Source organism: Lichenicola sp. (assembly GCF_965198575.1).
Taxonomy (GTDB): Bacteria; Pseudomonadota; Alphaproteobacteria; order Acetobacterales; family Acetobacteraceae; genus Lichenicola.
Genome location: NZ_OZ240671.1, coordinates 1991818 through 2005586 on the forward strand (window position 1 = coordinate 1991818; position 13769 = coordinate 2005586).

Here is a 13769-nt window from a genome sequence, read left to right on the forward strand (position 1 = left end):
ATGGCCATGCCGATCTGGCCTGATACGCCGCTTCCCGAAGCTGCACCCCGGATGCCTCGACCGATGACACAGCGCGCCGCCTTCCTCGACACCCCACTCCTGGCTCCCGGGATCACCCGCTTCTGGATGATCCGGCATGCGCTGGTCGAGGAGAATGCGCGCGCCAAGCTCTACGGCTCGCTCGACGTTCCGCTCTGCCCGGAGAGCCTGGTGGCCCAGGTGCCGATGTACCAGGCCCTGGCGGCGCGTCTGCCGCGGGATGCCGCGTGGGTGGTCACCCCGCTGTCGCGCACCCAACGGACTGCCCAGGCGATCCAGGAGGCCGGCTACCCGCGCACCGAATGGTCGGTCGAGGCCGGGCTGATCGAGCAATCGATGGGTGATTATCATGGGCTCGAGCATCACCGGCTGCCCGAGCGACTGGAGATGCCGGCGCACCCGTTCTGGCCGATGGCAGCCGAGGAGGTGCCACCTGGCGGCGAGAGCATGGTCCAGGTGCTGGAGCGTGTCGGCGAAACGCTCGAGCGCCTGGCCGACACGCATGACGGGCGCGATATCGTCATCGTCAGCCATGGCGGCGCGATCCGTGCCGCGACCGCGCACGCGTTGGGCGTGGACGCGGAAACCTCGCTCCGGTTCTCGGTGCAGAACCTGTCGCTGACCATTCTGGAGCGCCACCCGACCGCCTGGCGCGTGGTCACGGTCAACGAGCTTCAGGGGTTCTGACGGCGGCACCATAAGCTACCGCCAATGGCGCGACAGGAACGCAGCTGCAGCGTCGAGCGCTTGACGGGCGGTGGGCAGTTCCAGGACCGAGCGCTGGAACACGTGATGCAGCCCTTCGAAGACGTCGAGCCGGACCTCGCCACCCTTCTCCGCGGCCACGGCTGCATACCGACGTGCATCGTCGAGCAGCAGTTCGTCGCTGCCGACCTGGATGGCGAGCGGCGGCAGCGTGTCGATGTCGGCATAGAGCGGCGAGGCGCGCCCGTCCCGCGGGTCGGCGCCGTTGAGGTAGGTCGCGGCGGCCGATGCGAGAAGCGCCGGTTGGAAGATCCGATCGCGGGTGGCCGGATCGGCAAAGGACGCGCCGGCAAGCGCCAGATCCACCCAGGGCGAGAACACCACGGCCGCGGTGACGGCCGGGCGGTCCGCGTGCCGGTCGGTTGCCACGGTGAGGGCCAGGGCGCCGCCTGCGGAATCGCCGACGACGGCAAGCCGGGCGATGCCCTGGTCCCCGAGCCAGCGTCGCGCGGCCAGGGCGGCATCGTGCGCGGCCGGGAACGGGTGTTCCGGGGCCAGCGGGTAATCGAGCACGAAAGCCGAGACGCCGGCGCGGATGGCGACCTGGCTGGCAAAGCCGCGATAGGCGGTGGCGCTGCCGAGGGCGTAGGCCCCGCCATGCAGGAACAGGATCGCGCGGTCGCCGGGTGCGCCGTCCGGGCGGACCCACCAGCCCTGGATGCCGCCGCGATCCACCGGATCCAGGGTGACGCCGCCCGCGATCGGCGTCTGTGCGGTCATGGCGTCATAGGCGTCACGCATGGAGCCCTGGAAGCCTGCGAAATGCCGGCCGATCGCGCCGAGCACGGACTGCTCGATGGCTTGCTCCTCCGCCGCCAGCGGATGAAACGTCTCGACGTGGGTGTTCGGGGAGGAGTTGAGCATGATCGTCACCTTGGCAGGCCCGCAGGCCGGGAGGCGGACAATCACCTATTCCGGGACTGGCGGTCAGACGGCATGTGGAGATAGCAATCATTCCTGCCGGGAACTGGTCGAGGCTGCATGATGGATCGGTTGGAAGCGCTTCGGCTGTTCGTCCGCGTCGTCGAGAGCGGCAGCTTTTCGGCGGTGGCGCGGGAAGTCGGCGTCGGCCAGCCCGCGATCAGCAAGCAGATCGCCGCATTGGAGGCGACCCTCGGCGCTCGACTATTGCAACGGACCTCCCGGAGCCTGACCCTGACCGACGCCGGGCGCACCTGTTACGAGGCCGCCCTCCGCCTGGTCGACGATTTCGCGACGCTGCAATCGTCGGTCGGGCACGGCCAGGCGTCGCCCTCGGGCCTGGTGCGGTTGAGTGCCGCGCCGGTGTTCGGCCGGTTGCACATCGTGCCGCAGCTCGAGCGTTTCCTCGCGCGGCACCCGGCCATCACCATCGAGATCTCGGCCTCCTCGCGTCGCCTGAACCTCACTGAGGAGGGCCTGGACCTGGCGATCCGACACGGCCCGCTCACTGATAGGTCGCTGACGGCGCGCAAGCTGACGACGATCCCGTTCATCACGGTCGCCAGTGCCGCCTACCTCGATCGCGCCGGCACTCCGATGACGCCGGATGACCTCGCACACCACGCCTGCGTGATCTTCTCCGACGGTGGCGATGTCCGGCCCTGGCCGTTCAAGGGCGCGCAGGGCGCCTTCACGCACATCCCGACCGGCGGCTTGCGGACCTCGGACGGTGAGCAGATCCGCGCCGCAGTCCTCGCCGGCCTGGGGTTGGCGCATGGACCCGCCTGGGTGTTCGCGCCCGAGATCGCATCCGGCACGGTTCGGGCGGTCCTGACCGAGTACCGGAGCGGCGTGTCGGAGGTGAGTGCGGTGTACCCGTCGCAGCGCCGACTGCCGGCAAGGGTGCGGCTCTTCATCGACTTCCTGGCCGAGATTTTCGCCGATCCCGGCTGGACCCGCTTCTAGCCGCGCAGGCTCAGCGCGCCATCAGCACCGGCAGCGGCGCCTTGCCGATGACGTGGCGGGTGACGCCGCCCAGGATCAGCTGGCGCAACCGGGAATGCGAATAGGCGCCCATCGCCAGCAGGTCGCACTCGAACGCCGCCGTAGCCGCCAGCAGCCCGGCTCCGACGTTGCCGTCACGCGGCTTGAAGGCGGCCTTGGTGGCGTTGATGCCATGCCCGGCCAGGTAGTCGACGAGCTCGGACGCTTCAGGTCCACGGCGCTGGTAATCGTCGGAATACAGCACCTGCACCGCATCAGCCGCGTGCATCCAGCACAATCCCGACAGCACCGCGGCGGCACTCTCGGCGGTGCCGTTCCAGGCGATGCAGACCCGCCGCCCGATGCTGGTCGGGGCCTGCTTCGGCGCGATGATGACCGGGCGGCCGCTATCGAACAGCACCGCGTGCAGCGCCTCCGACGAGGAGATCGCATCGTCCGAATCCGGGTGCGGAATGACGATCAGGTCGGACAGCCGGGCGGCATGCGCCACCAGCTCGTGCTCGCGCCCGACGATCGTGCGGAAGCTCGCTGTGGGCGTTCGGGCTGTTCCAAGGCCAACCAGCGGCAACCGGTCCGTCCGGGTCACGGCCGCCGTGCCACCCTGCGCGAGTGCGGCATCGAACAATGTCCGGGCGCGGGTGGTTCGTCGCAGCGACTCCCGCTCCGCCACGCTCATCATCTCCTCGACCATCGCCCCGGACAGGCCCTCGCCGGCCAGCGGCGCCACCTCCCGGCTGTCGGTCGCGACATGCAGCGCCTGCAGGTTCGCCGAGAACCGGCGTGCCAGGTCGAACCCCAGCGTCAGCGCGGCCTCGTCCGTGGAGGCGCCATTCATCGGCAGCAGGATCGCGGCGATGTCGCCCCTCGGCCCGGCGCTCATGGATAGAGTCGCCCGGTCTGCCAGCCGGTTTCGCCGTCGCGGCGATACACCATCCGGTCGTGCAGCCGGTACGGCATGTCCTGCCAGAACTCGATCACCAGCGGCCGCACCCGGTAGCCTGACCAGTGCGACGGCCGCGGGATCTCGTCGCCGGGGTAGCGCGCGTCGGTGTCGGCCAGGCGTTGCTCCAACTCGGCACGGTCAGGTAGCGGACGGGACTGCTCGGAGGCGATCGCGCCCAGGCGGGATACGCGCGCCCGGCTGTTGAAATAGGCATCGGCCTCGGCGTCGGTGACATCCTCGACCGGCCCCTCGACCCGTACCTGGCGCCGCAGCGACTTCCAGTGGAACAGCAGCGACGCGCGCCCGGTCCGGGAGAGCTCCCCGGCCTTGCGGCTCTGCTTGTTGGTGTAGAATACGAAGCCGCGCTCATCGATGTCCTTGAGCAGCACCATGCGCACCGAGGGCGTGCCGTCGGGCAGGGCGGTCGCCAGCGCCATCGCGTTGGGATCGTTCGGCTCGGTCGCGGTCGCCTGGTCCAGCCAGCTCCGGAACAGCTCGATCGGGTCCGAGACGACTTCCAGCGCCGCGTCCGACATCATGTCACTCCAGAAGGTGGGCCAGAAGGTGGGCCAGAAGGTGGGCCAGAAGATGGGCCAGAAGGTGGTAAGACGTCGCGACGGAACTCCGGTCGGGTGCAAGTCTGCGCTGACCGGGGCGACGCGCCAAGGGGGAGGCAATGCCGTGCCCCGCCTCTTGTTCAATACGTGACCCTGTGCGACCACAAAGCTCCCCCGCCCGCGCGGCCGCCGACTGACGCCTTGCCACCCTGGGCCCCAGAATGAGGCCCGTAACCTCAGGATAGAACCGCCATGCCAGAGGGCTCCGCCAACCTTCCCCTCCGCGGCACCCTGATGCAGGGCAAGCGCGGCCTGATCATGGGCGTCGCCAACGAGCGCTCGATCGCCTGGGGCATCGCCTCCGCCTGTGCCGCCCAGGGAGCCGAGCTCGCCTTCACCTACCAGGGCGAGGCGCTGGAGAAGCGGGTGCGGCCGCTCGCCGACGGCATCGGCTCCAAGCTGGTGATCCCGTGCGACGTGTCGGACGACGCGGCGATGGATACCGCGTTCGAGCAGATCAAGACCGAGTGGGGTGGCCTGGACTTCCTGGTCCACGCGATCGGCTGGGCCGACAAGCAGTACCTGCGCGGCCGCTACATCGACACCCCGCGTGACGCCTTCCTGCAGGCGATCGACATCTCGTGCTATTCCTTCACCGCCGTCGCCAGGAGGGCGGCGGCACTGATGGGGTCCGGCGGCTCGATGCTGACCCTGACCTATCTCGGCGCCGAACGGGTCATGCCGCACTACAACATGATGGGCGTGGCGAAGGCGGCGCTGGAGGCCTCGGTGCGCTACATGGCGGCCGATCTTGGCAGCGACGGCATCCGCGTCAACGCGATCTCGGCCGGTCCGATCAAGACCCTGGCGGCCAGCGGCATCGGCGATTTCCGCTACATCCTGAAGTGGAACCAGCTCAACGCGCCGCTCGAGCGCAACGTGACCACCGACGAGGTCGGCGGCGCCGGGCTGTATCTGCTGTCCGAGCTGTCGAGCGGCGTCACCGGCGAGATCCACCATGTCGATAGCGGCTACCACCTGGTCGGCATGAAGAATCCGGCGGCGCCCGACATCGCCTCCATCACCGACTGAGGCGCCGGCCCGCGCGACCGAGGCGAGACCATGTCGCACAATAGCTTCGGCCACCTGTTCCGCGTCACCAGCTGGGGCGAGAGCCATGGGCCCTCGATCGGCGGGGTGGTGGATGGCTGCCCACCGGGCCTGCCGCTCACCGAGGCCGACATCCAGCCGTTCCTCGACCGGCGCCGGCCGGGGCAGTCGCGCTTCACCACGCAGCGCCAGGAGGCGGACGCCGTACGGATCCTCTCCGGCACCTATGAGGGGCTGACCACCGGCACCCCGATCTCGCTGCTGATCGAGAACACCGACCAGCGCTCGCGCGACTATGGCGCCATCGCCGATCGCTACCGTCCCGGCCACGCCGACGTCACCTACGAGCTGAAATACGGCCTGCGCGACCCGCGTGGCGGTGGCCGCTCCTCGGCGCGCGAGACGGCGATCCGGGTTGCGGCGGGTGCCGTGGCCCGGCTGGTGCTGGGCGCTGCGGTGCAGGTGCGTGGCGCGCTGGTGCAGATCGGGCCGCACGCGATCGACCTGGCGCGCTGGGACTGGGGCGAGGTCACACGCAACCCGTTCTTCTGTCCGGACCCGGGCACGGTGCCGGTGTGGGAGGAGTATCTCGACCGGGTGCGCAAGAACGGCTCCTCGGCGGGCGCGATCATCGCGCTGCAGGCGGATGGCGTGCCGCCGGGGCTTGGGGCACCACTCTACGGCAAGCTGGACGCGGACCTTGCGGGTGCCCTGATGGGCATCAACGCGGTCAAGGGCGTGGAAATCGGCGCCGGTTTTGCCGCGGCAAGCCTCAGCGGCGAGGAGAACGCCGACCCGATGTCCATGCAGGACGGGCACCTCGTGTTCGGCTCCAACCAGGCCGGCGGCGTGCTCGGCGGCATCTCGACCGGGCAGCCGATCACGGCTCGGTTCGCCGTTAAGCCGACCAGCTCGATCCTGACACCGGTGGCCTCCGTGACCCGCAGCGGCGAGGCGGCGTCGGTGGCGACCAAGGGCCGGCACGACCCCTGCGTCGGGATCCGCGCCGTGCCGGTGGGTGAGGCGATGCTGGCCTGCGTGCTCGCCGACCATCTGCTGCGGCACCGCGGCCAGACCGGCCGCTAGCGCGGGTTCCGGCGGCATGAAGCGCCTGATCCGCAGCGCGTTCGTGCGCAGCCTCGGCGCCCGGCTGATCGGCGCCTACCTGGTGGTGGCTCTCCGCACCACGCGCTGGCGCATCGAGGCGCCCGAAGAGGCGTGGCCCTACCTGCTGGCGGCGGACGGTCGCAGCGCCATCGTCGCGTTCTGGCACGAGGTCCTGCCGCTGGCCCCGATGCTGTGGTGGCACGCGCATCGCGCCAACCCGGCGATGCGCATGACGGTGCTGATCAGCCGGCATCGCGACGGACGGATGATGACCGACATCGTGCGGCGCTGGGACGTACAGGTGATTGCCGGCTCGTCGGATCGGCCGAAGCCGGGCGATGCGGGCCAGGCCCGGGCAAAAGGTGGTGCGGCAGCGATGCGCAGCCTGCTCGAACTGCTGCGGTCCGGCAGCCTGGTGGCGATTACTCCCGACGGGCCGCGCGGGCCGCGTCACGTGCTGCAGCCAGGCGTGGCCCGTCTCGCCGCATTGTCCGGTGTGCCGGTAGTGCCGGCCGCGGCGTTCTGCCGACCGGCCAGGCGGCTCGGCTCGTGGGACCGGATGATCCTGCCGCTGCCGTTCGGCCGCGGACGCATCGTCTATGGCGCGCCGATCCTGGTCCCACGGCATGGCTGGGAAGCAGCCCTGCCGACGATCGCCGCGTCGCTCGGCGCCGTCACCCGCCAGGCGGAGGCAGGATGAAGCCGCCGCGGTTCGGCCTGCCGTTCGCGCTGTGGGCGGCTGCTGCCACACTCGCCGCGCCCGCCATCCGGCTCAATCTTCGCCGCCGCGTGGCCACCGGCAAGGAGATCGGTAAGCGGCTGGGCGAGCGGCGAGGCATCGAGACGGCACCGCGACCGGACGGCACGCTGCTCTGGCTGCACGCCGCAAGCGTCGGCGAGACGCTGTCGCTGTTGCCGCTGATCGACACGCTGTGCCGGAGCCGGGGCGACCTGCGCCTGCTGCTGACCACCGGCACCGTGAGCGCCCAGCGCCTGCTGCAGCAGCGGCTCGATGAGGATGGCCTGGCCGACCGGGTGCAACACCGCTTCACGCCGCTCGACGTGCCGGCCTGGATCGACCGGTTCCTCGATCACTGGCGGCCGGACATGCTGGTGCTGGTCGAGAGTGAGCTGTGGCCGAACCTGATCGTGCGGTGCGCGCGGCGCGGCATCCCGCTGGTGCTGCTGAATGCGCGCATGTCCGCCCGCAGTGCCCGCGCCTGGGGCATGGCGCGCTTCGTGACCCGGCAGATGTTCGGGGCGTTCGCGTGGATCACCGCACGGTCGGCGCAGGACGCGGCACGGCTGCGCGGGCTCGGGGCCGCTGCCGTGGAGCATGATGGCGACCTCAAGCAGGCGGCGGCTCCCTTGCCGGTCGATGAGGCCGAGCTCGACCGGCTGCGGCAGCTGCTCGGCGACCGGCCGGTCTGGCTTGCCGCCAGCACGCACGCGGGTGAGGAAACCCGGATCGCCCTGCTGCACCGGGCGATCGCGACCCGGTATCCGACGCTGCTGACGGTGATCGCGCCGCGCCACCCTGAGCGCGGGGCGGCGATCGCGGCCGAGCTCGACGATGCGCCCCGGAGGGCCGAGGCCAGCGACCCCGCGCCGGAGCAGGGCATCTGGATCTGCGACACGCTGGGCGAGCTCGGATTGTTGTATCGGCTGATCGGCATCGTGTTCATCGGCAACAGCCTGGCCGCCGTCGAGCCACCAGGTGGCGGGCACAATCCGCTGGAACCGGCGCGGCTCGGATGTGCCATCGCCATCGGCCCGCTGGCGCAGAACTTCGAGGAGGATGTCAGCCGGATGCGGGAGGCGGGCGGCCTGGTCGTTGCGCCCGACGAGCCGGCCTTGCAGGCATGGGTCGAGCGGATGCTGAGCCAGCCGGAGCAGCGCCAGGCGATGGCCGATGCGGCGCTTGAGCAGGCGAACGCATCCGCCGGACTGCCGGAGCGGCTGGCGCGACGGCTGCTGCAGCTACTCGACAGGCACTAGATGTTCCCGCCGGCCTTCTGGTCGATCCGCCCTCCGACCGCGCTGGCGAGGCTGCTCGGTCCGGTCGGCGGCGTCACCGCCTGGGCAACGGCGCGCCGGCTGCGGCGGCCGGGATGGCGCGCGCCGGTGCCGGTCATCTGCTGCGGCAATGTCGGGGTCGGGGGTGCGGGCAAGACGACCGTGGCGCTCGACCTGGCGCGCCGGCTGCAGGCGCGTGGGATCGCGGTGCACTGCCTGACGCGCGGCTATGGCGGTCGGGTCCGCGGCGTGCTGCGGGTCGATCCGGATCGCCACGACGCCGTCCTCACCGGTGACGAGGCCCTGCTGCTGGCCGGGGTCGCGCCGACCTGGGTCTCGGCGGATCGCGCTGCCTCTGCGCGTGCGGCGATCGGGGCCGGCGCGCAGATCCTGCTGATGGATGACGGACTGCAGAATCCCGGCCTGGTGCAGGACTGGCCGCTGCTGGTGATCGACGGCGCCAGCGGGTTCGGCAACGGACGCCTGCTGCCGGCAGGGCCGTTGCGCGAGCCGGTGGCCACCGCCATGGCGCGTGCCCGTGCGGTGATCCTGATCGGTGCCGATGCGGCCGGGGTGACCGCACAGTTGCCTTCATCGCTGCCGTTGCTGCGCGCCGACCTGGTCATGGAACCGGGGCTGCTGGGTCTGCGTGGCGAAAAGCTGCTGGCGTTTGCGGGCATCGCCAGGCCGGAGAAGTTCTTTGCGGCACTCCGTGGGATCGACCTGGAGCTCGCAGCGACCCGCGGCTTTCCCGACCACCACCGCTTCAGCGCCGCCGATATCGAGGCATTGCGACGCGACGCCTTGAGGCTGCAGGCCATCCTGGTCACCACGCCGAAGGACGCCGTCCGGCTGCCTCCGGACATGCGTGCCGAGGTCGTGGTCGCCGACGTCTCGCTGCGTTGGGACGCGCCGGGCGCCCTGCAGGAAATGCTCGATCGGATGACCGGTACGTCCCCGTCGGCAGGTCGATGACGTTCCAGAAAACTGGATTAAAGCAAAGCGTGAGAGCTCGGGGCAGTTACATCGACGTTGGCGGCGGGAGTTGACACAACACATCAAGTAGAAGCATCGGAAGCGTAACGGATCATTGCATTTTTACCACACAGGATCTGCCAAGAATGGAAGGACCGCCTGTCTGCGGGGCAGTGCTGCAGAATCCGTTTGTCAGTGTGAAGTGGAGCCGGTTACCTTATTCACGAAATAGCGAGCCTCTCCTCAAAGGGTTCAACAATGGCCAAGCCTGCGCCGCTTCGGGACTTTCCCGTCGATTCCAATATTGTCTCGCTACGACTCAGATTCCTGCCCCGGCACCGCGAGTACTTGATGCGGTGGCTGCAGGCTGGCTCTTCCATGGGGCTGTGCGATGTCGACGTGTCGCCGCGTACCCCGATCACCTCCCCGGTGACGCTCGAGCACGTGCTGGTGTGGGTGCGCGAGAACCCCGATCCGGCCTACATGGTTCGGCCGGACGGGATGCGGTGGCAGGTTATCGACCATGTCCGCAACCACCCGCTCGGCAGCTTCCAGAGCTTCGAGGATGCGTTGCACTGCATCCGCCCGGTGCTCGGTCAGACGGCCACCGTCGCCGCCTGACCTCCCGGCGTTTCGCCCGCCTCAGCTGCCCATGTCGGACAGCGAGGCCGGAGCGTGTTGCACGATGCTCGCGCCGCCGCCCGGCAGCACCTGGAAAATCGCCAGCGACCGGTGGACATGCCCGTCCGGTTGCAACGCAAACACCCCATCGACACCCGCAAACCCATCCGTCCGCGTGAGATCAGCGGTGTCATAGCCACGTGACGCCAGGCTCCGCGCCATCGCCGCGGCGTCATACGGATAGTCCGCCAACAGCTTCGGCGACTGGTGATACGCCGCCTGGTATGCCTCGACGAAGCCGAGGCGGTTCGACGGGTCGGGGGCCGCGTACCACGCGCCGGCCAGGGCATGCAGCTTGCTGGCGAAGGCGCCCCACAGGCCGGGACCCAGGATGCGGACCTGCGGCGCCATCACGCTCGAGTTGTGCAGGGCGGTGATCACCTCGGCAAGCTGGAGCCCGGTATCGCCCAGCAGCAGCGCGTCGAACGGTGGCGGCGGCAACGGTGCGGGCGGTGCTGACGCGGGTGCCGATCCGGGCGTGCCCCCGGCTGCCGCGACGGCGGCCGGTGCCTGGCCTGGAACCGGCCCGGGATCGGGATTGACCGCGGACACGGCGCCAGGTGCCGGATTGCCCGGAACCGGGACAGCACCCGGCGCCGCGGCACCCGCCTGCTGTGCGGCTGCGGCCTGACGGGTCGTGAAGTCGGAGAGCTGCTTCATCGTGGCGTCGATGCTGTCGGCGGTGCCCGCATGCGTCAGGATGGTCGGCGGCGGCAGCCCGGCATCGGCGCACGCATGGGTCAGACCATCGGCCAGTGCCTGACCGAGCGCGCTCGCCGGCAGCAAGGCTGCAAGCCGGGTCCGGCCGTCCGCCTTGGCCGCGAACACCAGCCGGCGGACCTGCTGCTCAGGGGTCACACCCATCACCCAGACGCCGGGCCGGGCCTGTGCGACGTCGCTGGTGAAGGCCAGCACCGGCACGTTCGCGGACTGTGCGATGGGCGCCACTCCGGCGGTGTCGGCCGAGGTCAGCGGTCCCAGGATGATGCCGTCATGCGACTGCACCGCCAGGGTGGCTGCATGCGCGGCACCCTCCGGACCCGCGGTGTCGTGCGGGTCGAGCAGCGGAGCGCCGGGCGTGTTCAGGGCCAGCCGCGCTGCGCGCAGCATGCTTTCGCCAAGGCTGCCATTCGGCCCGCTCAGCGGCAGCAGGAGGCCGACCTTGGGTCCGCTGGGCGGCACCACCGGCGCAACCGGCTCGTTGATCGGACCCGGGGCAAGGTCGGACTGCACCGTCGCCTGCGGCGCCGGCGGGGGCGGGGCAGCGCTTCCGGGGCCGAAGAACGGCAGGTTCGCGCAGCCTGTCACCAGCAGCGTCGACGCGAGCAGCGGCCACCGCAACAGGCCGACGGCCACGCCATGACCCGGGTCACGTTGACGCCGCGCATCGAGACGCGCCCACTGACGCAATGGCTGAAGACCCGTCATCACTTCCCCCTGATCCACCCGACGCCCACTCCTCAATTCCCGACCCGGTCGACCCCGAGCCCGACGATACCGGCTCCGTGCCGCACAGCGGCTCGGGACTGGTGCTCGTGTCGACGCCGATCGGCAATCTCGGCGACATGACCACGCGCGCCATCGACTGCCTGCGGCAGGCCGATCTGGTGCTGTGCGAGGATACCCGCACCACCGCCCGGCTGTTCGCTGCGAAGCATATCTCCGCACGCACGGAAGCGTTGCACGAGCACAACGAGCGCCAGCGCATTCCGGCCTTGCTGGACATGCTCAGCGCGGGCCGGCGCATCGCCCTGGTGTCCGATGCAGGTACGCCGCTGCTGTCGGATCCGGGCTTCCGCCTGGTGCGTGCGGCGATCGAGCGCGGCATCCGCATCGAGGCAGCACCGGGTGCCAATGCCGCGATCACCGCGCTCACCCTGTCCGGGCTGCCGCCGCACCCGTTCCTGTTCGTGGGGTTCTCGCCGCCGCGCTCGGCTGCCAGAAGGGAGACGTTCGGCCGCCTTTTGGCAGCCGAGCGCGCCGGACTGTCGGCGACGCTGATCTGGCACGAGGCGCCGCATCGTCTGGCGGAGATGCTGGCCGACCTGCACGCGGTGTTCGGCGCGCGCGAGGCAGCGGTGGCGCGCGAGCTCACCAAGCGCTTCGAGGAGGTGCGGCGCGGCAGCCTGGAGGTGCTGGCCGAGCACTACGCGACCCACCAGGCCCGCGGCGAGATCACCGTCGTGGTGGCGCCGGGAGCCGCCGACGATGGCGATGCCGGGGGACTCGACGAACGGCTGCGTGCCGCACTCGCCACCCATTCGGTCAAGGACGCCGCCACTCTGGTCGCCGGAGCGGTGAATCTGCCACGTCGGACCGTCTATGCGCGGGCGATGGAGCTGGCGGCAGACGCGGCGGCGCTCGATGCGTCGGGCAGTGCCGCAGACCCCGGTGAGGCGGCCGCGACCGGAGCCGGCTGAGGCAGCTCGATCCCGTTCCGCCAGCACCGCTCGCAGCGCATCGTCTCGTCCAGCAGCACCAGGTCGGCGGTGCGGCCCGCCTCGAGGCGACCATGGCTGCGTTCCATCCCCATGAACTTCGCCGGGTAGAGGCTGGCCATGCGCAACGCCTCCTCGACCGGCAGATCGAGATCGAACACCGCGTGCGCGACGGCCCGGTCCATCGTCAGGTCGGAGCCGGCCAGGGTGCCGTCCGCAAGGGTCAACCGGCCGTCCTCGCGTCGGACCGTGCGGCCGTTGAGCTCGAACTCGTCGTCGCCATCCTCCGGCGTGCCGGCGGGCGGCATTGCGTCGGTCACCAGCATCAGCCTGCCGGGCAGCCGCTTCGACGCCAGCGCGATCCGCATCATGATCGGGTCGACGTGATGCAGGTCGGCGATCAGGCCGGCCCAGACCTCGCCGCGTTCGAGCGCTGCGCCGACCAGCCCCGGAGCCCGGCCGGTCATTTGCGACATGGCGTTGAACAGGTGGGTGACGCCGGTGGCGCCGGCATCGATGGCGGCGAACACGGTATCCGCGTCGGCATCGCTGTGCCCGAGACTGACGACCACGCCACCCCGCACCAAACGCTCGATCTGCTTGGGGGAGACGACCTCGGGCGCCACCGTCAGCAGCAGGTGCTCGATCCCCGTCGCCAGCAAAAGGTCGACATCGGCATCCGTCATGGTGCGGATGAGCGAGCGATCATGGGCGCCGGAGCGAGCCTGGCTCAGGAACGGTCCCTCGAGATGCAGGCCGGCAATTCCCGGCATCCGGGCGTCGACGGCCAGGCGGACCGCATCGATCGCCTGCTGCATCGCGTCCGGCCGATCGGTGATGAATGTCGGCAGCAACGCGGTCGAGCCGTGCCAGGAATGGGCTTCCGCAATGGCCGCCGCACCCTCGGGCGTCGGCATCGCGTTGAAGAGCACGCCACCGCCGCCATTCACCTGAAGGTCGACGAACCCGGGAGCCAGGAGCCCCTCGATTCGCTGCATGCGGGCGTCACGTGGCAGCGACGAAAGCGGTGCAAGCCCGACAACCTTGTCCCGGCCCAGCAGCAGCGCGTGGTCGACCAGGATCGTGTCGCCGGTGAAAATGCGTGCCCCGACGAGGGCGGTCTCGAACATCAGACTGGCTGCATCGACGTCATGACGGCACGATATGCTCCCGGTTCACTGCGGACAGAACATGGCGCGCCCGGTCCGGGCG

At 70.2% G+C, this 13769-nt stretch carries 14 protein-coding genes; 9 read left to right on the forward strand and 5 right to left on the reverse strand.

What is annotated here, in order from left to right; all coding sequences use genetic code 11:
- Nucleotides 1-63 precede the first annotated feature (63 nt).
- Nucleotides 64-726: a histidine phosphatase family protein gene (locus ACOEQ2_RS09120; protein WP_419731050.1), complete on the forward strand. Its 663-nt coding sequence runs from the start codon at nt 64-66 to the stop codon at nt 724-726.
- 15 nt (nt 727-741) lie between these two features.
- Here the strand turns inward: ACOEQ2_RS09120 and ACOEQ2_RS09125 are convergent, their stop codons facing one another.
- Complete coding sequence (locus ACOEQ2_RS09125; RefSeq protein ID WP_419731051.1) at nt 742-1668, reverse strand: alpha/beta hydrolase fold domain-containing protein; 927 nt, start codon at nt 1666-1668, stop codon at nt 742-744.
- 117 nt (nt 1669-1785) lie between these two features.
- On the opposite strand from ACOEQ2_RS09125, the gene ACOEQ2_RS09130 reads away from it, so the two are divergent.
- Entirely contained in the window at nt 1786-2691 is a 906-nt protein-coding gene (locus tag ACOEQ2_RS09130) for a LysR substrate-binding domain-containing protein (RefSeq protein ID WP_419731052.1), read from the forward strand.
- A gap of 10 nt (nt 2692-2701) precedes the next feature.
- On the opposite strand, the gene ACOEQ2_RS09135 is transcribed toward ACOEQ2_RS09130, so the two are convergent.
- Nucleotides 2702-3610 (reverse strand): universal stress protein, encoded by a 909-nt coding sequence (locus tag ACOEQ2_RS09135; protein ID WP_419731053.1) that lies wholly within the window; start codon nt 3608-3610, stop codon nt 2702-2704.
- Nucleotides 3607-4209 (reverse strand): pyridoxamine 5'-phosphate oxidase, encoded by a 603-nt coding sequence (gene pdxH / locus ACOEQ2_RS09140; RefSeq protein WP_419731181.1) that lies wholly within the window; start codon nt 4207-4209, stop codon nt 3607-3609. The genes ACOEQ2_RS09135 and pdxH overlap by 4 nt, the downstream gene beginning before the upstream one ends.
- A 273-nt stretch (nt 4210-4482) precedes the next feature.
- Between pdxH and fabI the strand changes: the two genes are divergently transcribed.
- The 6 genes from fabI to ACOEQ2_RS09170 all read left to right on the forward strand — a co-directional run bounded on the left by fabI (nt 4483) and on the right by ACOEQ2_RS09170 (nt 10059).
- Entirely contained in the window at nt 4483-5322 is an 840-nt protein-coding gene (fabI, locus tag ACOEQ2_RS09145) for an enoyl-ACP reductase FabI (protein ID WP_419731054.1), read from the forward strand.
- Nucleotides 5323-5352: 30 nt separating this feature from the next.
- A complete protein-coding gene (gene aroC, locus ACOEQ2_RS09150; RefSeq protein ID WP_419731055.1) occupies nt 5353-6426 on the forward strand; it encodes a chorismate synthase in 1074 nt (357 codons plus the stop codon).
- Between the two features lie 16 nt (nt 6427-6442).
- Entirely contained in the window at nt 6443-7147 is a 705-nt protein-coding gene (locus ACOEQ2_RS09155) for a lysophospholipid acyltransferase family protein (RefSeq protein ID WP_419731056.1), read from the forward strand.
- On the forward strand, nt 7144-8445 hold the full coding sequence (locus ACOEQ2_RS09160; protein WP_419731057.1) for a 3-deoxy-D-manno-octulosonic acid transferase: 1302 nt from the start codon (nt 7144-7146) through the stop codon (nt 8443-8445). The genes ACOEQ2_RS09155 and ACOEQ2_RS09160 overlap by 4 nt, the downstream gene beginning before the upstream one ends.
- A complete protein-coding gene (gene lpxK, locus ACOEQ2_RS09165; protein ID WP_419731058.1) occupies nt 8446-9438 on the forward strand; it encodes a tetraacyldisaccharide 4'-kinase in 993 nt (330 codons plus the stop codon). It abuts the gene before it with no gap.
- Nucleotides 9439-9696: 258 nt separating this feature from the next.
- Nucleotides 9697-10059, forward strand: a complete 363-nt coding sequence (locus tag ACOEQ2_RS09170; protein ID WP_419731059.1) for a hypothetical protein — start codon at nt 9697-9699, stop codon at nt 10057-10059.
- Between the two features lie 21 nt (nt 10060-10080).
- On the opposite strand, the gene ACOEQ2_RS09175 is transcribed toward ACOEQ2_RS09170, so the two are convergent.
- On the reverse strand, nt 10081-11547 hold the full coding sequence (locus ACOEQ2_RS09175) for a penicillin-binding protein activator (protein ID WP_419731060.1): 1467 nt from the start codon (nt 11545-11547) through the stop codon (nt 10081-10083).
- Here ACOEQ2_RS09175 and rsmI point away from each other — a divergent pair.
- Nucleotides 11529-12539 (forward strand): 16S rRNA (cytidine(1402)-2'-O)-methyltransferase, encoded by a 1011-nt coding sequence (gene rsmI / locus ACOEQ2_RS09180; protein ID WP_419731061.1) that lies wholly within the window; start codon nt 11529-11531, stop codon nt 12537-12539. The two genes, ACOEQ2_RS09175 and rsmI, sit on opposite strands and share 19 nt — an antisense overlap.
- Here rsmI and nagA read toward each other — a convergent pair.
- Nucleotides 12440-13687: an N-acetylglucosamine-6-phosphate deacetylase gene (nagA, locus tag ACOEQ2_RS09185; RefSeq protein WP_419731062.1), complete on the reverse strand. Its 1248-nt coding sequence runs from the start codon at nt 13685-13687 to the stop codon at nt 12440-12442. The two genes, rsmI and nagA, sit on opposite strands and share 100 nt — an antisense overlap.
- Between the last annotated feature and the right edge of the window lie 82 nt (nt 13688-13769).

Bases quoted from the DNA above. Each gene is read 5' to 3' on its own strand.
- ACOEQ2_RS09120 (WP_419731050.1), top strand. From the start codon at position 64: ATGACACAGCGCGCCGCCTTCCTCGACACCCCACTCCTGGCTCCCGGG.
- ACOEQ2_RS09125 (WP_419731051.1), bottom strand. From the start codon at position 1,668: ATGCTCAACTCCTCCCCGAACACCCACGTCGAGACGTTTCATCCGCTG.
- ACOEQ2_RS09130 (WP_419731052.1), top strand. From the start codon at position 1,786: ATGATGGATCGGTTGGAAGCGCTTCGGCTGTTCGTCCGCGTCGTCGAG.
- ACOEQ2_RS09135 (WP_419731053.1), bottom strand. From the start codon at position 3,610: ATGAGCGCCGGGCCGAGGGGCGACATCGCCGCGATCCTGCTGCCGATG.
- pdxH (WP_419731181.1), bottom strand. From the start codon at position 4,209: ATGTCGGACGCGGCGCTGGAAGTCGTCTCGGACCCGATCGAGCTGTTC.
- fabI (WP_419731054.1), top strand. From the start codon at position 4,483: ATGCCAGAGGGCTCCGCCAACCTTCCCCTCCGCGGCACCCTGATGCAG.
- aroC (WP_419731055.1), top strand. From the start codon at position 5,353: ATGTCGCACAATAGCTTCGGCCACCTGTTCCGCGTCACCAGCTGGGGC.
- ACOEQ2_RS09155 (WP_419731056.1), top strand. From the start codon at position 6,443: ATGAAGCGCCTGATCCGCAGCGCGTTCGTGCGCAGCCTCGGCGCCCGG.
- ACOEQ2_RS09160 (WP_419731057.1), top strand. From the start codon at position 7,144: ATGAAGCCGCCGCGGTTCGGCCTGCCGTTCGCGCTGTGGGCGGCTGCT.
- lpxK (WP_419731058.1), top strand. From the start codon at position 8,446: ATGTTCCCGCCGGCCTTCTGGTCGATCCGCCCTCCGACCGCGCTGGCG.
- ACOEQ2_RS09170 (WP_419731059.1), top strand. From the start codon at position 9,697: ATGGCCAAGCCTGCGCCGCTTCGGGACTTTCCCGTCGATTCCAATATT.
- rsmI (WP_419731061.1), top strand. From the start codon at position 11,529: ATGGCTGAAGACCCGTCATCACTTCCCCCTGATCCACCCGACGCCCAC.
- ACOEQ2_RS09175 (WP_419731060.1), bottom strand. From the start codon at position 11,547: ATGACGGGTCTTCAGCCATTGCGTCAGTGGGCGCGTCTCGATGCGCGG.
- nagA (WP_419731062.1), bottom strand. From the start codon at position 13,687: ATGTTCGAGACCGCCCTCGTCGGGGCACGCATTTTCACCGGCGACACG.